General features: G+C 72.5%; 22 protein-coding genes and 2 pseudogenes. 14 read left to right on the top strand and 10 right to left on the bottom strand.

Annotated elements, in window-relative coordinates:
* Positions 1-16 precede the first annotated feature (16 nt).
* The 8 genes from ACIBBH_RS04955 (at position 17) to ACIBBH_RS04990 (ending at position 6,639) form a co-directional block, all read left to right on the top strand.
* Complete coding sequence (locus ACIBBH_RS04955; RefSeq protein ID WP_399402000.1) at positions 17-925, top strand: hypothetical protein; 909 nt, start codon at positions 17-19, stop codon at positions 923-925.
* Between the two features lie 426 nt (positions 926-1,351).
* Complete coding sequence (locus ACIBBH_RS04960; protein WP_399402002.1) at positions 1,352-2,488, top strand: SchA/CurD-like domain-containing protein; 1,137 nt, start codon at positions 1,352-1,354, stop codon at positions 2,486-2,488.
* A gap of 66 nt (positions 2,489-2,554) precedes the next feature.
* Positions 2,555-2,992, top strand: a complete 438-nt coding sequence (locus ACIBBH_RS04965; protein WP_399402004.1) for a cupin domain-containing protein — start codon at positions 2,555-2,557, stop codon at positions 2,990-2,992.
* On the top strand, positions 2,989-4,257 hold the full coding sequence (locus ACIBBH_RS04970; RefSeq protein ID WP_399402006.1) for a beta-ketoacyl-[acyl-carrier-protein] synthase family protein: 1,269 nt from the start codon (positions 2,989-2,991) through the stop codon (positions 4,255-4,257). The genes ACIBBH_RS04965 and ACIBBH_RS04970 overlap by 4 nt, the downstream gene beginning before the upstream one ends.
* On the top strand, positions 4,254-5,504 hold the full coding sequence (locus ACIBBH_RS04975; protein ID WP_399402008.1) for a ketosynthase chain-length factor: 1,251 nt from the start codon (positions 4,254-4,256) through the stop codon (positions 5,502-5,504). Before ACIBBH_RS04970 ends, ACIBBH_RS04975 begins: the two co-directional genes overlap by 4 nt.
* A gap of 46 nt (positions 5,505-5,550) precedes the next feature.
* Complete coding sequence (locus ACIBBH_RS04980) at positions 5,551-5,808, top strand: acyl carrier protein (RefSeq protein ID WP_399402010.1); 258 nt, start codon at positions 5,551-5,553, stop codon at positions 5,806-5,808.
* A gap of 1 nt (position 5,809) precedes the next feature.
* Positions 5,810-6,289: an SRPBCC family protein gene (locus ACIBBH_RS04985; RefSeq protein ID WP_399402012.1), complete on the top strand. Its 480-nt coding sequence runs from the start codon at positions 5,810-5,812 to the stop codon at positions 6,287-6,289.
* 17 nt (positions 6,290-6,306) lie between these two features.
* Positions 6,307-6,639, top strand: a complete 333-nt coding sequence (locus ACIBBH_RS04990; protein WP_399402014.1) for a TcmI family type II polyketide cyclase — start codon at positions 6,307-6,309, stop codon at positions 6,637-6,639.
* Between the two features lie 87 nt (positions 6,640-6,726).
* Here the strand turns inward: ACIBBH_RS04990 and ACIBBH_RS04995 are convergent, their stop codons facing one another.
* From ACIBBH_RS04995 to ACIBBH_RS05020, 6 genes and pseudogenes are all read right to left on the bottom strand, one after another.
* Positions 6,727-7,755: a methyltransferase gene (locus tag ACIBBH_RS04995; protein WP_399402016.1), complete on the bottom strand. Its 1,029-nt coding sequence runs from the start codon at positions 7,753-7,755 to the stop codon at positions 6,727-6,729.
* A gap of 42 nt (positions 7,756-7,797) precedes the next feature.
* Positions 7,798-8,859, bottom strand: a complete 1,062-nt coding sequence (locus ACIBBH_RS05000) for a nitrous oxide reductase family maturation protein NosD (RefSeq protein WP_399402018.1) — start codon at positions 8,857-8,859, stop codon at positions 7,798-7,800.
* Positions 8,860-8,951: 92 nt separating this feature from the next.
* Positions 8,952-9,698 (bottom strand): GNAT family N-acetyltransferase, encoded by a 747-nt coding sequence (locus tag ACIBBH_RS05005; RefSeq protein ID WP_399402020.1) that lies wholly within the window; start codon positions 9,696-9,698, stop codon positions 8,952-8,954.
* Between the two features lie 457 nt (positions 9,699-10,155).
* Positions 10,156-10,365 carry a DUF6417 family protein gene (locus ACIBBH_RS05010; RefSeq protein WP_399402022.1) on the bottom strand — a complete coding sequence of 70 codons (210 nt, stop codon included), beginning with the start codon at positions 10,363-10,365 and terminating at the stop codon, positions 10,156-10,158.
* Between the two features lie 134 nt (positions 10,366-10,499).
* Positions 10,500-10,700: pseudogene (locus tag ACIBBH_RS05015) on the bottom strand (ubiquinone-dependent pyruvate dehydrogenase); the annotation flags it as partial.
* 56 nt (positions 10,701-10,756) lie between these two features.
* Positions 10,757-11,128: a hypothetical protein gene (locus tag ACIBBH_RS05020; RefSeq protein ID WP_399402024.1), complete on the bottom strand. Its 372-nt coding sequence runs from the start codon at positions 11,126-11,128 to the stop codon at positions 10,757-10,759.
* Between ACIBBH_RS05020 and ACIBBH_RS05025 the strand changes: the two genes are divergently transcribed.
* A complete protein-coding gene (locus ACIBBH_RS05025; protein ID WP_399402026.1) occupies positions 11,112-11,357 on the top strand; it encodes a hypothetical protein in 246 nt (81 codons plus the stop codon). The genes ACIBBH_RS05020 and ACIBBH_RS05025 overlap by 17 nt on opposite strands.
* Here ACIBBH_RS05025 and ACIBBH_RS05030 read toward each other — a convergent pair.
* The gene (locus tag ACIBBH_RS05030; protein WP_399402028.1) at positions 11,347-12,321 is read right to left on the bottom strand and encodes an alpha/beta hydrolase; all 975 of its coding nucleotides are present in this window, start codon (positions 12,319-12,321) and stop codon (positions 11,347-11,349) included. The two genes, ACIBBH_RS05025 and ACIBBH_RS05030, sit on opposite strands and share 11 nt — an antisense overlap.
* A gap of 301 nt (positions 12,322-12,622) precedes the next feature.
* On the opposite strand from ACIBBH_RS05030, the gene ACIBBH_RS05035 reads away from it, so the two are divergent.
* On the top strand, positions 12,623-13,606 hold the full coding sequence (locus ACIBBH_RS05035; protein ID WP_399402030.1) for a polysaccharide pyruvyl transferase family protein: 984 nt from the start codon (positions 12,623-12,625) through the stop codon (positions 13,604-13,606).
* Positions 13,581-13,907 carry a DUF3040 domain-containing protein gene (locus ACIBBH_RS05040; RefSeq protein ID WP_399402032.1) on the top strand — a complete coding sequence of 109 codons (327 nt, stop codon included), beginning with the start codon at positions 13,581-13,583 and terminating at the stop codon, positions 13,905-13,907. Before ACIBBH_RS05035 ends, ACIBBH_RS05040 begins: the two co-directional genes overlap by 26 nt.
* A gap of 30 nt (positions 13,908-13,937) precedes the next feature.
* On the opposite strand, the gene ACIBBH_RS05045 is transcribed toward ACIBBH_RS05040, so the two are convergent.
* Positions 13,938-15,314 carry a cytochrome P450 gene (locus ACIBBH_RS05045; RefSeq protein WP_399402034.1) on the bottom strand — a complete coding sequence of 459 codons (1,377 nt, stop codon included), beginning with the start codon at positions 15,312-15,314 and terminating at the stop codon, positions 13,938-13,940.
* A gap of 283 nt (positions 15,315-15,597) precedes the next feature.
* Here ACIBBH_RS05045 and ACIBBH_RS05050 point away from each other — a divergent pair, with 283 nt between their 5' ends.
* A complete protein-coding gene (locus ACIBBH_RS05050; protein ID WP_399402036.1) occupies positions 15,598-16,065 on the top strand; it encodes a pyridoxamine 5'-phosphate oxidase family protein in 468 nt (155 codons plus the stop codon).
* Positions 16,066-16,067: 2 nt separating this feature from the next.
* Here ACIBBH_RS05050 and ACIBBH_RS05055 read toward each other — a convergent pair whose 3' ends face one another.
* Positions 16,068-17,012 (bottom strand): DUF1731 domain-containing protein, encoded by a 945-nt coding sequence (locus ACIBBH_RS05055; protein WP_399402696.1) that lies wholly within the window; start codon positions 17,010-17,012, stop codon positions 16,068-16,070.
* Positions 17,013-17,187: 175 nt separating this feature from the next.
* Here ACIBBH_RS05055 and ACIBBH_RS05060 point away from each other — a divergent pair, with 175 nt between their 5' ends.
* On the top strand, positions 17,188-17,829 hold the full coding sequence (locus tag ACIBBH_RS05060; RefSeq protein ID WP_399402038.1) for a GNAT family N-acetyltransferase: 642 nt from the start codon (positions 17,188-17,190) through the stop codon (positions 17,827-17,829).
* An 11-nt stretch (positions 17,830-17,840) separates the two neighbouring features.
* Here the strand turns inward: ACIBBH_RS05060 and ACIBBH_RS05065 are convergent.
* A pseudogene (locus ACIBBH_RS05065) lies at positions 17,841-18,152 on the bottom strand (Scr1 family TA system antitoxin-like transcriptional regulator); the annotation flags it as partial.
* Between ACIBBH_RS05065 and ACIBBH_RS05070 the strand changes: the two are divergent.
* Positions 18,097-18,306, top strand: a complete 210-nt coding sequence (locus ACIBBH_RS05070) for a hypothetical protein (RefSeq protein ID WP_399402040.1) — start codon at positions 18,097-18,099, stop codon at positions 18,304-18,306. The pseudogene ACIBBH_RS05065 and the gene ACIBBH_RS05070 overlap by 56 nt on opposite strands.
* Positions 18,307-18,310 lie beyond the last annotated feature (4 nt).

Consider the following 18,310-nt stretch of genomic DNA (forward strand, 5'->3'; position numbering starts at 1 on the left):
GCGGAGTCTGGGAACCATGCGGCAGGACGAGGTGGAGTCGCTGCTCGACGAGCTCTACACCACACCGCCGGCCGAGTTCGTCGCCCGCCGTGAGGAACTGGCGGCCGCGGCCAAGGCGGACGGTCACGGCGAGGACGCCCGCCGGATCCACGCCGCCCGCCGCCCCACCCTGGCCGCCTGGGCCGCGAACCTGCTGCTGCGCTCCCGTCCCGAGGAGAGCCGGCAGTTCCTGGAGCTGGGGCAGGCGCTGCGCGAGGCGTACCGGACACTGGACGCCGCCGGGCTCAAGGAACTGTCCGCGCAGCGCCGGCGGATCGTCGCCGCCCTGTCGGGGCAGGCGGCCCGGCTCGCCCGGGAGGCCGGGCACGGACTGTCGGACGCGGTGCAGCAGGAGGTCGAGTCCACCCTGCGCGCGGTCCTGGCCGACCCCGGCGCGGCCGAGCAGTGGGCCGGCGGCCGTCTGGACAGCGCGCTCACCCCGCCCTCGGACTTCGGCACCGCCCGGATGCCCGACGTACCGCGGAAGCCGGCCCGGCGGACGGCCTCACCGCCGCCGGCGCCGGGCACGGCGAAGGACGAGCTCGCCGAGCGCCGCCGGCAGCGGCGGCGGCAACAGCTCGACCGGGCCCGGAAGGCGGCCGACAGGGCAGCGCAGCGGCTGCGGGAGAAGCGCGCCGACCAGAGCGAGGCCGAGACGCGGCTGGCGCAGGCCCGCGACCGCCACGCCCAGGCCCTGGAGCAGGTCTCCGCCGCCGAGCGGCAACTGGACCGGGCCCGCGAGACGCTCCGGCGAGCGGAGCGCGAACAGCAGCGAGCGGAGGAACGCCAGGGGGCCACCGCGGACGCGGTGGCGCGGGCCGAGCGGCAGGCACGCGAAGCCGCGGAGGCGGCCGACCGGCTCGCCGCGAGTGACGAAGGGGCGTGACGGTCCGGACCGGCGTGACTGGAGGACCGGCACGGACAGCGCCGTTGTGCCGTTCATCCCCGCGCCGGCCACCCGTCACGGCGGCCGCTTCAGCGGGTGCCACGTCCGCGACGATCGGGCGTCACCTGCGGCGACCCTCGTCGGGGACGGCGCCGGACCCCGCGGCCCCCGACTCGAGCGCTTCGCCCGCACGGGGCAATGGCCGACCGGGTGAGCGGCTGAGGCGGTCCGGGTGACCGCAGCACCCCGTTTGGCTCGGGCTTCACCCACTTACCCCACTGCGTTCGTGGTGTCGCACGGCACGGCGCAGGATCGTGCCCATGCGATCGGCGCGCTTCCTTGCGCGGCGCGACGGTCGCTGTCCGTTCCGCCCGCCGCCCGCTCCCTGGCAGAAGCACAGGGGGCCGTGAAGGAGATGTGCGCAGGATGACCACCACGTCTGAACGTGTTTCAGAAATGTCGGCGCGACAGGTGTCGCACCATGTCTCCCAGTCCGTGTTCGACGGCTCCAGACTCCGGGTCGTGCTGCTGGTGGACGTCTACGACGGAGCACAGCAGCAGTTCCTGGAGGCGTACGAGCAACTGTGCAACCAGGTCGCCTCCGTTCCCGGGCACGTCAGCGACCAGCTGTGCCAGTCGATCGAGAACCCCTCCCAGTGGCTCATCACCAGCGAGTGGGAGAGCGCCCCGCCGTTCCTGTCCTGGGTGAACAGCGAGGAGCACGTGCGGATGGTGGAACCGCTGCACAGCTGCGTCCGGGACACCAGGTCGCTGCGCTTCCACATCGTGCGCGAGACCGGCGGCCCGGCGGCCGGCGCCGCACCCGGCAAGCGCCGGCTGCAGGCGTCCCCCCGGATCGGTGACGGCGTGGTCCGCCACGCGCTCACCTTCACGGTCAAACCGGGCAGCGAGGAGGCCGTCGCCAGGATCCTCGCCGGTTACGACTCCCCCGAGCCGCAGGTCGACGACACCACCCGGCTGTGCCGCACGTCGCTGTTCATGCACGGCAACCGGGTCGTTCGGGCCATCGAGGTGCGCGGCGACCTGCTCACCGCGCTGCGCCACGTCGCCCGGCAGCCCGAGGTGCGGGCGGTCGAGGAGGCCATCAACCCGTACCTGGAGCACGACCGGGACCTCGACAACCCGGAATCGGCCCGGGTCTTCTTCACCCGGGCGGCCCTGCCCGCCGTCCATCACGTGACGACGGCTCAGGAGAGCGCTCGGGCCGAGCGGCACGCCCTGTACTACCCGGCCCGCGAGGGCCTCGGCATGCGGCTGGCCGAACTGCTCGCCCAGCAGGACGCGGTGGCGGCGAAGGACTCGCGCAGCCCGATCCTGCGCAGCACGGTCTTCCAGCGCGACGACGTCGTGGTCCGGCTGATCGACGTGCGCGGCAGCCTGGAGGCGGCCGACCCCGTCCTCGCCCTCGGCCTGCCCGACCCGGCGAAGGCGTCGGAGCTGACCTCGCTCCTCGACGCCGGCGCCAAGAGCGGCGACCCCGCGCGGCTGCTGGAGTCGGCCCGGATGAAGCTCATCACCGACCGCCGGTCGCCCGAGGCCTGACCGGCAGCACACGGCCCGCGACGGCCACACCCCCCACTCGACGCAGCACAGCATCGGAGGAACGTCGTGATCAAACCCCGTCCCAAGATCGTGGATCTCAGCGAGGTCGAGCCCAACGTCCGGCGCGGAGGCGATCTGCGCGCCATGCTCACCCCGGCCACGGTCGGCTCCACCAGCGGTTTCATGGGCGTGGCCATCGTGCAGCCCGGTGACCGCATCGGCGAGCACTACCACCCGTACTCCGAGGAGTTCGTGTACGTCGTCTGCGGGCAGCTGGAGGTGGACCTGGACGGCGAGCCCCACCCGCTGCGGCCCGAGCAGGGGCTGATGATCCCCGCCCACATGCGTCACCGCTTCCGCAACGTCGGCAACGTGGAGGCCCGCATCGTCTTCCACCTCGGCCCGCTGGCCCCGCGCCCGCAGCTCGGCCACGTCGACACGGAGGGGACCGAGCCCGTCGCGGTCGCCGCCGAGGGAGCCGACGCGGGCGGGAGCCGGTCGTGACCAGGCGGGTGGCGGTCACCGGCATAGGCATCGTGGCGCCCGGCGGCATCGGCGTACCGGCCTTCTGGAATCTGCTCGCCAGTGGCCGTACCGCGACCCGGGGCATCACGTTCTTCGATCCGACCGGTCTGCGCTCGCGGATCGCCGCCGAGTGCGACTTCGACCCGGCGGCCCACGGACTGGACGCGGAGCAGATCGCGCGGTCGGACCGGTACATCCAGTTCGCCCAGGTCGCGGGTGACGAAGCCGTCCGCGACTCCGGCCTCGACCTCGCCGGGGAGAACCCCTGGCGGGTCGGGGTGTCCCTGGGAACCGCCGTCGGCGGCACCACCCGGCTGGAGCACGACTACGTCCTGGTCAGCCACCGCGGACAGCGCTGGGACGTGGACCACCGGGAGGCCGAGCCGCACCTGCACCGCGCGTTCTCGCCGAGCACACTCGCCTCGGCGGTCGCGGAGCGGTTCGGGGCGTGCGGTCCGGTGCAGACCGTCTCCACGGGCTGCACCTCGGGCCTCGACGCCGTCGGGTACGCCTTCCACACCGTGGAGGAGGGCCGGGCGGACATCTGCATAGCCGGCGCCTCGGACTCGCCGATCTCACCGATCACCATGGCCTGCTTCGACGCGATCAAGGCGACCTCCCCCAACAACGACGATCCCGCCCACGCCTCCCGCCCCTTCGACAACGACCGTGACGGGTTCGTCATGGGCGAGGGCGGCGCGGTGCTCGTCCTGGAGGAGCTGGAGCACGCCCGGGCCCGCGGCGCCCGCGTGTACTGCGAGCTCAGCGGCTACGCCACCTTCGGCAACGCCTACCACATGACCGGTCTGACCAGCGAGGGCCTGGAGATGGCCCGGGCGATCGAGGTCGCCCTCGACCACGCCCGGCTCGACCCCACCGCGATCGACTACGTCAACGCGCACGGCTCCGGCACCCGGCAGAACGACCGCCACGAGACGGCCGCGGTGAAACGGGCCCTCGGGCAGCACGCCTACGGCACGCCCATGAGCTCCATCAAGTCCATGGTGGGTCACTCCCTGGGCGCGATCGGGGCGATCGAGGTCGTGGCCTGTGTGCTGGCCCTGGCCCACCAGGTCGTACCGCCCACCGCGAACTACGAGACCCCCGACCCCGAGTGCGACCTGGACTACGTCCCGCGCGTCGCCCGCGAGCGGAAGCTGACCAGCGTCCTGTCCGTGGGCAGTGGGTTCGGCGGCTTCCAGTCCGCGGTGATCCTGACCCGGCCAAGGGAGAGGACACCATGAGCGAACCATATCCGCGACGCGCGGCCGTCACCGGAATCGGTGTGGTCGCGCCCAACGGAACCACCGTGGAGGCCTTCTGGAAGTCCACCCAGGAGGGCGTAAGCGTCCTGGACCGGGTCACCCGCGAGGGCTGCGAGCACCTGCCGCTGCGGGTGGCCGGCGAGGTCCGCGACTTCGAGCCGGCCGGGGCGGTCGAGGAGCGGTTCCTCGTCCAGACCGACCGGTTCACGCACTTCGCGATGGCCGCGGCCGACCTGGCGCTGGAGGACGCCCGCCTCGGGCAGGCCGACACCGACGACGCGCCGTTCTCGGTGGGCGTGGTCACCGCGGCCGGTTCCGGCGGCGGCGAGTTCGGCCAGCGGGAACTGCAGCAACTGTGGGGAAAGGGCAGCCGGTTCGTCGGCCCGTACCAGTCCATCGCCTGGTTCTACGCCGCCAGCACCGGGCAGATCTCCATCCGCCGCGGCTTCAAGGGTCCCTGCTCGGTGGTCGCCGCCGACGAGGCCGGCGGCCTGGACGCCCTCGCTCACGCCGCGCGCGCCGTGCGGCGCGGCACCGAGGTGATCGTGGCCGGCTCGACCGAGGCACCGCTGGCCCCGTACTCGATGGTCTGCCAGCTCGGCTACGAGGAGCTGAGCACCGTCGACGATCCGGCGCGCGCCTACCGCCCGTTCACCGACGGGGCCTCGGGGTTCGTGCCCGCCGAGGGCGGCGCGATGCTGGTGGTCGAGGAGATGGCCTCGGCCTGGGAGCGCGGGGTGCCGGTACGGGCCACCCTCGCCGGGCACGCGGCGACCTTCACCGGCGCCTCGCGCTGGGAGGCGTCCCGGGAGGGGCTCGCCGAGGCGATCCGCGGCGCCCTGGACGAGGCCGGGTGCGCGCCCGAGGAGGTCGACGTCGTCTTCGCCGACGCCCTCGGCGTGCCGGCCGCGGACCGGGCCGAGGCGCTGGCGATCGCCGACGCGCTGGGCGCCCACGGCCGGCGCGTGCCGGTCACGGCGCCGAAGACGGGCACCGGACGGGGCTACTGCGCGGCGCCCGTCCTGGACACCGCGGCGGCGGTGCTCGCGATGGAGCACGGCCAGATCCCGCCCACCCCGAACGTCTTCGACGTCTGCCACGACCTCGACCTCGTGACCGGCCGGCCCCGCGCCGCCGAGCTGCGCACGGCGCTGGTGCTCAGCCGGGGCCTCATGGGGTCGAACTCGGCGCTCGTGCTGCGGCACGGCGCCGCCGACGCCTCCTAGCGAGGTCGCCGGAGCGAAACCGAAGCAAAGGAGAGAGAGGAACGACATGAGTGCCCAAATCACCGTGGAAGAACTGGCCGAGCTCATGAAGAAGGCGGCCGGGATCACCGTCAGCCCCCAGGAGCTGACGGACCGGCCCGACGCCGCCTTCGGCGAGCTCGGTATCGACTCGCTCGGCCTGCTCGGCATCGTGGGCGAGCTGGAGAACCGGCACGGCACGCCGATGCCTCCCGACGCGGAGCGCTGCAGGACCCCCCGGCAGTTCCTCGACCTCGTCAACAGCACCCTTCTGGCAGGAGCCTGACATGGCCGGACACACGGAGAACGAGATCACCATCGCCGCACCGGTGGACCTGGTGTGGGAGATGACCAACGACGTGGCGAACTGGCCGCAGCTGTTCAGCGAGTACGCCTCCGCCGACATCCTGTCCCAGGAAGGGAACAAGACCACCTTCCGGCTGACCATGCACCCCGACGAGAACGGCACCGTGTGGAGCTGGGTCTCGGAGCGGGAGACCGACCGCCCGTCCCTCACCGTCAAGGCCCGCCGGGTCGAGACCGGCCCCTTCGCCTACATGAACATCCGGTGGCGCTACGAGGAGGTCCCCGGCGGCACCCGGATGATCTGGACCCAGGAGTTCGAGATGAAGCCCGAGGCGCCGGTCGACGACGACTGGATGACCGACAACATCAACAGGAACTCCAAGGTCCAGATGGCCCTGATCCGCGACCGGATCGAGAAGGCCGCCGCCGAGCAGGGGGCCCAGCCGGGCCTGACCGACTGAGCCGGACGGAGAAGACCGTGCACCAAGCCCTGATCGTCGCCCGGATGGCACCCGGCTCGGCCCCGGACATCGCCAAGGTCTTCGAGGAGTCGGACCGGGGAGAGCTGCCCCACCTCGTCGGCGTCGCCCGGCGCAGCCTCTTCCAGTTCGGTGACGTGTACCTGCACCTCATCGAGTCCGAGAAGGACCCCGGCCCCGCCATCGCCAAGGTGACCGGACACCCTCAGTTCCGGGACGTCAGCGAGCGGCTGTCGGCGTACGTCAGCGCGTACGACCCCGAGACCTGGCGCTCGCCGAAGGACGCGATGGCGCGGCGCTTCTACGTCTGGGAGCGTGACCGAGCCGTCTGACCCCGCCGTCCCCCTGGACGGCCACCGGTCGCCGGGCCCGCAGCGTCGCGGGCCCGGCGACCGGTGGTCTGCGCAGGTCCGGGCAGGTCACCCGGGCACGGTGCAGTCGAACGCGTGCAGGTAGGGGTTGACCGGGCTGATGTCGTCGATGACCAAGCCCGCCGCGGTCAGCCTGCTGACCATGCTGTCGGTGGTGTGCTTGGCCCCGCCGACGTTCAACAGCAGCAGCAGGTCCATGGCGGTGCTGAACCGCATCGACGGGGTGTCGTCGACGAGGTTCTCGATGACCACCACCCGCGCCTTGGGCCCGCCCGCCTCGATGACGTTGCGCAGGCACCGGGCCGTGCTCTCGTCGTCCCACTCCAGGATGTTCTTGATGATGTAGACGTCGGCCCGCACCGGGATGGCCGCGCGGCAGTCGCCGGGCACGATGCTCACCCGGTCCGCGAGGGCGCCTCCCGGGCGCAGCCGCGGGTCGGCGTTCTCCACCACGCGCGGCAGGTCCAGCAGCGTGCCCTGCATCGACGGGTACTTCTCCAGCAGGCTGGCCACCACGTGGCCCTGCCCGCCGCCGATGTCGGCGACCGACTTCGCCCCGGACAGGTCCAGGAGTTCGGCGACCTCCCGCGCGGACTGCTTGCTGGAGGTGGTCATGGCCCGGTTGAAGACGTCGGCCGACTCCGGGGCGTCCTCGTTGAGGTACTCGAAGAACTCCTTGCCGTACAGGTCCTGTACGACGTTCTTGCCGGTGCGCACCGCCTCGTCCAGGCGCGGCCACGCGTCCCAGGTCCACGGCTCGGTGCACCACAGCGAGATGTAGCGCAGGCTGTTCGGGTCGTCCTCGCGCAGCAGCCGGGACATGTCGGTGTGCGCGAAGGTCCCGTCCTCCCGCTCGGTGAAGACGCCGTAGCAGGACAGCGCCCGCAGCAGCCGCCCGAGCGGCTTGGGCTCGGTCTTCACCGCCGCCGCGAGGTCCGCCACCGCCATGGGGCTGTCCCCCAGCGCGTCGGCGACGCCGAGCCGGGCGGCGGCGCGGAGGGCGGCGGCACACGCCGCCCCGAAGGCGAGTTCCCTCAGCCGCATGGACGGCGGTGGGGCAGTTGATGAGGTCGTCATGTGCCGCCATTCCTCCTTGGGTTCACGGACGGATAAGGCCGGTCAGCACAGCCCCGCGGGCTTGGAGCTCCCGCAGGTGTTGCGTTGGAAGGTGTTGTTGCGCTTGGCGGACTCCTGGTTGACGATGTCCGCCGGTGCGTTGCGCTCCAGCCGGTTGTCCGTGATCCGGTTCCGCTCGCTGGTGGTGCCCACGAAGCTCTTGTAGAGGACGATGCCGCCCGACAGCGGGGACTTGCCGGTGTTGCCGGTGACCTCGTTGCCGATGACCAGGGTGTCCTCGGCGCCGGTCAGGACGATGCCGGAGCCCTTGAGGTAGGGCAGCCGGGCGGTCTTCGGGCAGTACTTGTTGTTCCCGTTGATGCGGTTGTCGGCCACGATCGCCTTGCCGGCCTTCGGCTTGTTCTCGTCGCCGACGACGAACACCCCGGCGCAGTTGCCGGTCACGTCGTTGTGCGCGACGGTGAGGTTGCGCAGGCGCCGGACGGTGACGCCGATGCGGTTGCCCTCCAGCCGGTTGAGGTCGACGATCGTGCCCTTGGTGTCCTTGGCTCCCTGCTCGGTCAGGAGGGTGTTGGCGAGGAACACGCCCGCGTCGCCGTTGTTGCGTACGGTGTTGCCCCGAATCAGGCTGCTCACCGACCGCTCCTCGGCGATGCCCCACACCTTGTTCTTCTCGGCGGTCACCTGGCGCACCGCCAGGTGGTCGGTGCCCACGCCGAACACGCCGGCCTTGGTGAAGCCGGTGACGGTCAGTTTCGCGACGGTGACGTTCTTGACGGGACGGCTCTTCGTCCCCACCACGCAGATCCCGTTGCCGCCCTCGGCGCAGCTGTTCGCGGCCTTCTTCCTGCCCGGTTTGATCACCGTGCGCGCGCCCTCGCCGCGCAGGGTCACGCCGGACTTGGTCAGCTTCACGCTCTCGTGGTAGGTGCCGGCCTTCACCACGACGGTGTCTCCGGCCTTGGCGGCGTCCACCGCTTTCTGGATCGACTGCCCCGGGCGTACGACGTGGACCACGGAGCCGGTGACGGGCCGGGCCGCGCCGAGTCCGGTCCCGATGAGCGCTGCGGCGCACGCCACGTAGGCGGTATGGCATTTCTTCATATTCCGCACGTTATGACCGAATCGCCCCGGACTGGCGGGATGAGCCGTCCGGCGGCGTGTCACGGGGGGGGCAGCAGCGCGCACAGTGCGCCTCAGCCGAGCGACATGTAGAGGCGGGTGCCCCGGGGGCGGTAGCCGAGGCGTTCGTAGACCCGGCGGGATCCCTCGCCCGAGTACTCCAGCCAGACCGATCGCGCGCCCCGGTCGAACATGGTCTCGGTCAGCACGGCGGTCACCGAGGCGGCGATGCCCCGGCCGCGGAAGGCGGGGCGGGTGCCGACGCCCGCCAGCTCCGCGGTGCCGGCGGCGGGCGCGGAACAGGTCGCCGCGCCCGCGCAGCCGCCGTCGGGGGCCCGGACGAAGCGGACGGCTCCGCCGTTGTCCTGGAGGCGGCGCAGCCGGGCCGCTCCTTCGGGGGACGGGGAGAACTCGTCGGCGAACGCCTCGCAGAGGGCGGCGTCGATCGCGGTGAAGTCCCCGTCCGAACCAGGTGTTTCGACCGGGAGCGCGGGAATGGGCGGCATCGACACGGACGGGGTACAGACCAGGTACTCGTGCACGGCCTCCGTGGTGAAGCCCGCCCGGCGCAGTGCCGCTTCCACGGCGGGCGCGCCGTCCGGAGCGAACTCCAGCCGGGGCCTGAGGCCGCGCTCGCGGAACGCCTCGATCAGGGCGGCGACGTCCCGGCCGTCCGGACGGGCGCCGGGGACGGGGGTCGCGTAGTTGACGTACGGGCTGGTGGTGGCGGGATCGAACCCCGCGACGAAGCCGCCGATTTCGGCTGTCTCGGGACGGCGGCGAAGGTTGATGACGGCGAAGCTCTGGACGTCGGTGTCCATGGTGATGGTGACCTCACGGGAGTGGCAGGGAGTGAGCACGCTGCTGTCGCCCGGCGTGGCCGGGCGTCGTGGGGCCGCCGTGCGGAAAAGGCGAACGGCACGTTCAGTGCCGACGGCGGCCACTGGAGGGCGCCGCGATCATTGGCCTCAGTCCTTCGAACAGTGGGCCGGTCCCCGCCGGCAAGGTCGGTGCACGTTCCCACACCGGCGAGGCGGAGGGCAATCGGTTATTCCTTCGGCGCCGGGCCCGTGCTGCGGCGGACGATGGGTCACGGGTGCGATCTCGGCGAAGCCGGTGCGTACGGTGGTCAGCGGGGCAGCAGGCGGGCGGCCTCGGGATGTCGTCGTATCCGACGACGCTGACCTCGTCTGTGTGTGACCGGTAACACGACACCGTCAATGCCGCCGCACTCCGGATATCGGCCGGCGGCGCCCTTACGGCACCGAACCGCGACGGTCAGTTCGGTGACGGGATGCGGGCGGCGATCTCGCGGGCCACGCGGTGGGCCTCCGGCGACAGCGGCGGGCCCTGCTGCGCCGTGGCCGCCTGCAGAAGGTCCAGCAGGTCGTGGGCCTCCTCCTGGTGCAGCACCGCCAGTCGCTCGGCGGTGCCGCCCCCGGGCAGGAAGCCGGTCTCGTCCAGGTCTGGGGGGTCGTAGCCGTCCATGGTGGGGCAACGTACCCGGTCCTGTGATCCTCACGCGCCTTGACGAGCCGAGCCGCGACCTCGACTTCCGGCGGAGGTCTGTTTGCGGGGAAGCGGCTCTGCCTCACGGCCGTGGCACTTGCGCAGATTGGTGGGGCGAGGTGGGGCATGCGGCCCACTCCGCCGGTGAGCACGGCACGGCCGGCCGACAGGGCGAAGCCGGTGATCTGCTCGATGGTGATCTTCGGCGGGACGGTGAGCGCGGCGGGGTCGGTGACGACGTCGACCAGCGCGGGTCCGTCGTGGGCGAACGCCTCACACAGCGCGCCGCGCACCTCGCCGGGCTTCTCGGCCCTGATCGCCGAACTGCCCTGAGGCACAACGAGGTTGCGGCCGTACGCTCGGGTCAGCGTCATCCTCTGATGGACGACGCACCGACGCGGCACCCGGCCGCCCTGCCCGCCTGCGCGCCGCGGCACGTGAGGCCGGATTCACCCGGTCCTGCGAGGATCGGACGGGCAGCTTCCTGGCCGCGCTCGCGGCCGCCCGGCCCGGCGGGCGGATCCTCGAACTGGGCACCGGCGTGGGCGCGGGCACCGCCTGGCTGCTGAGCGGCATGGCCGGCGACGCGGAGCTGACGACGGTCGAACGCGACCAGTCCGTACAGGCGGTCGCCCTCGAGGCGCTGGGCGAGGATCCCCGGGTGACGTTCGTGACCGGCGACGGCGGGGCCTGGCTGGAGGCGTACGGCGGCGAGCCGTTCGACCTTGGTCTTCGCGGACACCTGGCCGGGGAAGTTCACGCACCTGGACCGTGCGCTGGAACCGGTGGCGGTGGGCGGGACGTACGTCGTCGACGACCTGGTCGAGCAGCCCGGGTGGCCGCAGGGACACGCGGAGCACGTGGTGTCACTGCTCGCCGCTCTCGAACGGCGTACGGACTTCCGGACCATGCGCCTCGCCTGGGCCGGCGGACTGCTGATGGCGGTACGGACCGCCGCTGTCAGGCCGTAGCCAGCGCGGCGCGCAGGGTGCCGGCGGCCAGCGTGACGGCGGCCTCGGCGGCGTGGGTCTCGCGCAGGGCGTTGAGCATCACGAAGTCGTGGATGATGCCCTGGAAGCGGACGGCGGTGACCGGGACTCCGGCCTGGCGCAGCTTGTTGGCGTAGGCCTCGCCCTCGTCGCGCAGGACGTCGGCCTCACCCGTGATGACCAGCGCCGGGGGCAGGCCGGTGAGCTGCTCGGTGGTCGCGCGCAGCGGGGAGGCGGTGATCTCGGCGCGCTGGTTCTCGTCGGTCGTGTACTGGTCCCAGAACCACTGCATGGCGTCCCGGCGCAGGAAGTAGCCTTCCGCGAACCGGTGGTAGGAGCCGGTGTCGAAGCTCGCGTCGGTGACCGGGTAGAACAGCACCTGCCGGACCAGCGGGACGCCGCCGCGGTCCTTGGCCATCAGGGTCAGCGCGGCGGCCATGTTGCCGCCGACGGAGTCACCGGCCACGGCCAGGCGCGAGCCGTCCAGGCCCTTGGAGCCGCCCTGCTCCACGACCCACCGGGCGACCGCGTAGTTCTGCTCGATGGCGACCGGGTAGCGGGCCTCGGGCGAGAGGTCGTACTCGGGGAAGACCACGGCCGCGTTCGCTCCGACGGCGAGTTCGCGCACCAGGCGGTCGTGGGTGTGGGCGTTGCCGAAGACCCAGCCGGCACCGTGGATGTAGAGGATCACCGGCAGCGTGCCGGTGGCCCCGGCGGGCTTGACGATGCGCGCCCGGACACTGCCCGTCGGGCCACCGGAGACGGTGACCCACTCCTCGTCGACCGCCGGCTTGGCGATCTCACCGGACTGCACCTCCTCGACCGCCTTGCGCCCCTCGGCCGGGCCGAGGTCGAACAGGTACGGCGGGTTCGCGGTGGCCTCGACGAAGGCCTGGGCGGCGGGCTCGAGGACGGGGCGGGTGGGGCTGGTGCTGGTGTCCGTCATGGCGATCTCCTCGTGCGATTGGATCGTGCGCAACCAATGTGAAGTCGATGCAAGGACTCGAACGACAAGCTCTTCCCATCACCATGAGAAACGCAGGAGGCAAGTACCGCACCGTGAACCGAGCCGGTGAATCCGTGCTGTCCGGTTGATCACGTCGAACGTCGGCGAGGGCTGACGCCTCTCGGCAGGCCCGGGGAGGACGCTCCGCGCGTCCTGCCGAGAGGCGGCAGCGCGCGCTGTCCGTGTGACGCGCGCCGTCCTCGGGTACTCGCCTGCCCGTACCAGGGAGGGAGGCGGTGGCATGGGCAGGACGCTGCTCACCGGATGGTTCAGCTTCCCGGACGGCGAGGCGACCGCCGGGGACGTCCTCGCGCTGGCCCGCGTCCAAGGCGTCCTTGAGCGCGCCGGGTACCCCTGCGACACCGCCTGGAGCCCCGCGTTCAAGCCGGACGCGCTGCACCTCGACGCCGTGCACCCCCGGGCGTACAGCCGTCTGGTCTTCGTGTGCGGGCCGCTGCACGGGCCGCAAGTGGCGGACCTGCACCGAAGGTTCCCGCACTGTCTGCGGATCGCCGTCGGGACCTCCGTGATCGACGCCGGCAGTCCCGCCGTCACCGGGTTCCACCGGATCCTGGCCCGCGACGGCCCGGCTGTCGACCCGGTGCCGGACCTGTCGGCCCGCGCCCCCGCCGCCCCCGCCGTGCCGGTGGTGGGCGTGATCCTGACCCGGGGGCAGCGGGAGTACGGGGCCCGGCGGCGGCACGAGCAGGCTGCGGACCGGATCACGCGCTGGCTCCTGGCCAAGGACTGCGCGCGCGTGGAACTGGAGACCCGGCTCGACACGAGGGACTGGCGGCTGTGCGCGACGCCCGCGCAACTGGACTCCCTGCTGGGCCGGCTGGACCTGGTCGTCACGGACCGGCTGCACGGACTGGTGCTCTCCCTGCGCGCCGGCGTACCGGCCCTGGCGGTCGACCCGGTCGAGTCGGGCGCCAAGGTCACCGCGCAGGCCAGATCCTGCGACTGGCCCGCCCTGGTGCCCGCCGAACACCTCGACGCCGCCCGGCTCGCACACTGGTGGGACTGGTGCCTCACCGAGGGGCGGGACACCGCACGCCGGATCGCCGCCGCCTTCCGTTCCGGGCGGGCCCCGGACAGCGCGGACGCTCTCCTGGAAGCACTCACCCACCAGCCGCCCGTTGACGGACACCCCACAGCTGTAAGGGCATCGGACGCCACTCTCGGGGCACCCGGTGCCCATGAACGACCGGAGTCACTCGGATGACGTCGAACTCACGGCCCACGAACGGCTCGCCCTGCTCCGCATCGAGGCGGAGCTGGGCCGCGACCGTCGCCTCGCCCGCCGGATGAGCACCTCACCTCCTCGGGTGTGGCTGCCCCTGACGGCCGCCGTCCTGATGTGCGCGTCGGTCGTCCTCGGCGTCCTGGGCATCCGCACCTCGGACCCCGCCCTGGTGTGGGGGTTCGCCGTGGTCTGGCCGCTCACGCTTCTGACGGCGTTCCGCCTGCTGTGCCGCGTGACCGAGAACGGTGACCGCGCCACCCGCGCCACGCCGTGGGTGTGAGGCGGGACCGGCCGACCGCACGGGCCGCGCTCACGCGGCCTTGTCGCGCGCGGTGTCGCTGCGCGGGCGCGGGATCATCACCAGGGTCCGGGGCCGTACCGTGGCCCGGGCCACGGGCCGTACGGTCTGGCCGGGCGCGAGCTCCAGCTTCCAGCGGCGCAGGAGCGTGGCGAGGGCGGTGATCAGCTCGGTCATCGCGAAGCGGTCGCCGATGCACTTGTGCTTGCCCGCGCCGAAGGGGACGAACGCGCCCGGCGGCGTCTGGTTGCCGTCCAGCCAGCGATCGGGATCGAACGTCAGGGGCTCCGGGTAGAACGCCGGGTCGCGGTGCAGGGCGTGCTGGCAGTAGGCGAGTTCGGTGCCCGCGGGCAGGGTCCAGGGGCCGAGGCGGGTCTCGTGCATCGTGCGGCGGGTGACGAGCCATCCGGTGTGGTGCAGCCGCAGCGCCTCCGTGATGACCCGCCCCAGGCAGGGCAGGCGGGTGATGTCGTCCAAGGTGACGGGACGGTCGCCGAGTACCTCGTCGAGTTCGGCGAGGACCCGGGTCTCGATTGCGGGGTGGCGGTCGAGTTCGTACAGCACCCAAGACAGCACGGTGGCAGTGTTCTCGGTGCCGGCGAGGGCCAGGGTGAGGATCTCGGAGCAGATCTGCTCCTCGGTGAGCGGCCGGCCGGTCGTCTCGTCCTCGGCGCGCAGGAGCATGGACAGCATGTCGCCGGTGTCGTGCCCGGAGGTCTGCAGGGCGGCGATGGCGTTGCCGATGGTGACCCGCACGCCGTCGCGGGCCCGGGCGAAGCGGCGGTTGAAGGCGATCGGCAGGCGTTCCACCCAGTCCGGCAGCATGACCCGTACCCCGACGCCGTCCAGCACCACGGACAGGTCCTCGCGCAGCCGGCGGAAGGTGGCGGCGTCCAGGCTGCCGGAGAAGACGGTCTTGACGAGCATGTCGAGGGAGAGCTTGATCATCGACTCGCGGACGTCCAGGGCCCGCCCGGGCGTCCATGCCTCGATGGTGGCGTTCACCTCGCCGCGCATGACGTCGACGTAGCGGGCGATCTCGGGGCGTCCGAAGGCCGGCTGGAGCTGGCGCCGCTTGCGGACGTGCTCCTGCCCGGCCACGGTGACCACCGACTCGCCCAGCAACTGGCCCATCTTCTCGAAGAACCGGCCCTTGTCCAGGCTCGGGCCCAGGTCGGTGAGCATGGTGCGGATCAGTGCCGGGTCCTGGACCACGATCGTGCGGGTGCCCGGCTGGAGGGTGATCTCGACCAGGGGACCGTACTTCTCGCGCAGTGACGCGATGAAAGCGAGGTTGTCCCGGAAGAGCTGTACGGCGTGACCCAGCAGCGGCAGCGAACCCGCCGCCCTGGGTATGGGGGGAGGCGCCACGAGCGTCACGGGTGTCATGCTCCCTTCACGGAGATCACGGCAGGGCTATGCCTTCCCTCCCCCGCGCCACCGGCAATCCACCATGACCTGTGTCCTGCACCACGCGGCACCGCCGCTGTCAGGGGATCAGGAGGACGCGCTCACCGGGGCCGACGGGACGGCCCACGCCTCTTCGGCTTGCCCGCCCCGCTCGGCGAGCGGCCCTGACGGCGTGCGGCGGGGCGGGACCGTCCCCCTCGGTCCGTGGCCGTAGGACCAGCGCCCGAGGCGGCGCGGCCTCGCGGCCGGTAGCGTCGCCCGTATGAAGATCACCGAGGAGCCTCGCGACACCGTTCGGCGGCGGCGTGACGTGCTCGGGAAGCTGCGGTCGCGGACGGACGCCTGGGTGGCCACGGCCGGGGCGGACGGGTTGCCGTGTCTGGTCCCGCTGTGGTTCCTGTGGGACGGGGCGGCGATCTGGCTGTCGACCAGGATCACCAACCCGACGGGGCGCAACCTGCGCGACACCGGCCGGGCCCGGCTCGCGCTCGGTGACACGCGGGACGTCGTCCTGATCGACGCCTCGGTGGAGACCTTCACCGCTCAGGAGGTGCCGGCCGCCGCCGCCGAAGCCTTCGCCGGGCAGTGGGGCTGGGATCCGCGCGGGGACCACCCCTCCTACGCGTACTTCAGGGTGCTTCCGCAGACGATCCAGGCCTGGCACGGGGAGCACGAGCTCAAGGGCCGGCACGTGATGCGCGACGGGGAGTGGACCGCGCCGGCGCCGTGACGTCAGGGGCGGCCCCGTACCCGCCGTACGAGGTCGGCAGCGGCCCGCGGCCAGTGCGGGTGGTCGAAGGCGAAGCCCGCGTCGAGCAGGCGGCCCGGGACGACACGCCGGCTCTTCAGCAGCAGTTCGGTGTCCGAGCGCAGTACGAAGGCGCCGATCTCCGCCATCCACGCGGTGGCGGGCAGACCGACGGGAACGCCCCACGCCGCCCGCAGGGCGCGCATGAAGGCGCGCTGCGGCAGGGGGCCGGGGGCGGCGAGGTTGACCGGCCCGGCGAGCTCGTCCCGGGCGGCCAGGAACTCGACGGCGCGTACGAAGTCGCGGTCGTGGATCCAGGAGACGTACTGGGTGCCGCCCGCGACCGGGCCGCCGAGGCCGAGCCGGGCCAGCCGCAGCAGGACGTCGAAAACGCCGCCCCGGTCGGGGCTCATCACCATCGCGGACCGCAGGGCGACCTTGCGGGTGTGCGGGGTGTCGGCCCGCTCCTGTTCCCGCTCCCAGGCCTTGGCGATGTCGATGCTGTAGGACCAGTAGCCGGGCACGCCGGGTTCGGCGCCGCCGATCACGCCCGTCGCCTCGTCGTTGGGGGCGTCGTAGCGGTGGGCGTAGACGGTGGCCGTGCTCATCTGCAGCCAGACGCGGGGCGGCCGGGCGGCGGCGGCGATCGCCTCGCCCACGACCCGGGCGGAGTCCACCCGCGAGTCCATCATGGCCTTCAGGTTGACGGGCGTGTAGCGGCAACTGACGCTTCGTCCCGCCAGGTTGACCACGACATCGCTGCCGTCGACCGCCTCCGCCCAGGGGCCCAGGGTCCGCCCGTCCCAGGCGACCTCACCGGCCCGCGCCGGCCGCCTGCTCAGTACGACCACCTCGTGACCGGCCGCGGTCAGCGCCCGCTTCAGGACCGTACCCACCTGTCCGGTGCCCCCGGGCAGCACGAACTTCATCGACCTCACCGACTTCCCCCTCGTGCCGTCGCCGGACACGACCCTAGCCCATAATTGAACGCGTTCAAAACGATGCCGTGGTCTCGCCCGCATACCTGGGCTTCCGTTACCGGGCCCGGTGCGTGAGCCTGGGACGCCGACCCCATCCACGCGACCCGAAGGAGAGCGGACCGCCATGAGCCCGACCCTGGCCGGCATCCTGGACGCCGCCGCGCGGGGGCACTTCCCGCCGCCCGACGGCGGTACGACCGTGGTGCCGCAGCCCGGTCACCGGAACGCCGGGGTGATCGCGTTCACCGCGCACTCGGTCGTGTTCACGGACGAGGATCCGCAGTGGGTGCGCGACACCCTGGCCTCCCTCGACTGCGACGCGCTGGCGGCCACGATGAACCCGCGGTTCCTCGCGGCGCTCCTGGAGCGCACCGGACGGTCGACGGACACCATCGACCTGCTCACCGTGGCGAGCGCGCTCCCCGGTGAACCTCCGTTGGAGCTACGCGAGTTGGCCGATCCCGGCCACCCGCGGGTGTCCAGGGCGCGCGAGCGGCGGGACGACGTCCGGGTCTGGGCGGCCGAGGGCGGGGTGGTCGTGCTCGGCCGGGGTGTGGCCGGCCGCTGGGAGACCGCGGTCGACGTGGACGAGGACGTACGCCACCGGGGCCTGGGCCGGGCTTTGGCCACGGCCGCGCGGCATCTCGTGCCGGACGGGCGGCCGGTGTGGTCGCAGCAGGCCGCGGGCAACGCGCGCAGCGTGCGCGCCTTCCAGGCGGCCGGGTACCGGCCGGTGGGTGCCGAGGCGCTGCTGACCGCGTCGTAGGCCCGGCCGACCTTGCGAATCGAACCGAGGATCGCCTCGGTCTTCTTGGCGGGCGTCGCCTGGGCGCCGAGCCGGTCCAGGGCCTCGCGGTACACCACGACGTCGTCGACCTTGTCGAGGTAGACGGCGCCGACCAGGCCGCTGAGGTAGACGATGTCGGGCAGCTCGGGGGCCCGGAACCGGAAGAGGTGGTACGCGCCCGCCCGCATCGCCGGGTGCGGCCCGTTGGCGAACGGCATGATCTGCAGGGTCACATGGGGCAGCCGGTTGAGCTCGGTCAGATGGTCGATCTGCGCGCGCATCACGCCGGCACCGCCGACCGGCACCGACCCGTACGGCCCCCGCCGCGCTCTCCTCCGCGTCCCCACACCGCCTCGGGCGCACCCCGGCGTCCGCATGGCCGATCCGTCCTGGACCCGCACCCGCCCCAAGCCCGGCCCCGACCACGCCCGGCAGCGGTCCCGACGCGTGTCGTAGGAGC

Origin of the sequence: Streptomyces sp. NPDC051636, assembly GCF_044453765.1 — a bacterium.
Classification (GTDB): Bacteria; Actinomycetota; Actinomycetes; order Streptomycetales; family Streptomycetaceae; genus Streptomyces.

What these genes read in the sequence shown, in the direction of transcription:
- ACIBBH_RS04955 (WP_399402000.1), top strand. Translation starts at nt 17, where the DNA reads ATGCGGCAGGACGAGGTGGAGTCGCTGCTCGACGAGCTCTACACCACA.
- ACIBBH_RS04960 (WP_399402002.1), top strand. Translation starts at nt 1,352, where the DNA reads ATGACCACCACGTCTGAACGTGTTTCAGAAATGTCGGCGCGACAGGTG.
- ACIBBH_RS04975 (WP_399402008.1), top strand. Translation starts at nt 4,254, where the DNA reads ATGAGCGAACCATATCCGCGACGCGCGGCCGTCACCGGAATCGGTGTG.
- ACIBBH_RS04980 (WP_399402010.1), top strand. Translation starts at nt 5,551, where the DNA reads ATGAGTGCCCAAATCACCGTGGAAGAACTGGCCGAGCTCATGAAGAAG.
- ACIBBH_RS04985 (WP_399402012.1), top strand. Translation starts at nt 5,810, where the DNA reads ATGGCCGGACACACGGAGAACGAGATCACCATCGCCGCACCGGTGGAC.
- ACIBBH_RS04995 (WP_399402016.1), bottom strand. Translation starts at nt 7,755, where the DNA reads ATGACGACCTCATCAACTGCCCCACCGCCGTCCATGCGGCTGAGGGAA.
- ACIBBH_RS05000 (WP_399402018.1), bottom strand. Translation starts at nt 8,859, where the DNA reads ATGAAGAAATGCCATACCGCCTACGTGGCGTGCGCCGCAGCGCTCATC.
- ACIBBH_RS05005 (WP_399402020.1), bottom strand. Translation starts at nt 9,698, where the DNA reads ATGGACACCGACGTCCAGAGCTTCGCCGTCATCAACCTTCGCCGCCGT.
- ACIBBH_RS05010 (WP_399402022.1), bottom strand. Translation starts at nt 10,365, where the DNA reads ATGGACGGCTACGACCCCCCAGACCTGGACGAGACCGGCTTCCTGCCC.
- ACIBBH_RS05030 (WP_399402028.1), bottom strand. Translation starts at nt 12,321, where the DNA reads ATGACGGACACCAGCACCAGCCCCACCCGCCCCGTCCTCGAGCCCGCC.
- ACIBBH_RS05035 (WP_399402030.1), top strand. Translation starts at nt 12,623, where the DNA reads ATGGGCAGGACGCTGCTCACCGGATGGTTCAGCTTCCCGGACGGCGAG.
- ACIBBH_RS05040 (WP_399402032.1), top strand. Translation starts at nt 13,581, where the DNA reads ATGAACGACCGGAGTCACTCGGATGACGTCGAACTCACGGCCCACGAA.
- ACIBBH_RS05045 (WP_399402034.1), bottom strand. Translation starts at nt 15,314, where the DNA reads ATGACACCCGTGACGCTCGTGGCGCCTCCCCCCATACCCAGGGCGGCG.
- ACIBBH_RS05050 (WP_399402036.1), top strand. Translation starts at nt 15,598, where the DNA reads ATGAAGATCACCGAGGAGCCTCGCGACACCGTTCGGCGGCGGCGTGAC.
- ACIBBH_RS05055 (WP_399402696.1), bottom strand. Translation starts at nt 17,012, where the DNA reads ATGAAGTTCGTGCTGCCCGGGGGCACCGGACAGGTGGGTACGGTCCTG.
- ACIBBH_RS05060 (WP_399402038.1), top strand. Translation starts at nt 17,188, where the DNA reads ATGAGCCCGACCCTGGCCGGCATCCTGGACGCCGCCGCGCGGGGGCAC.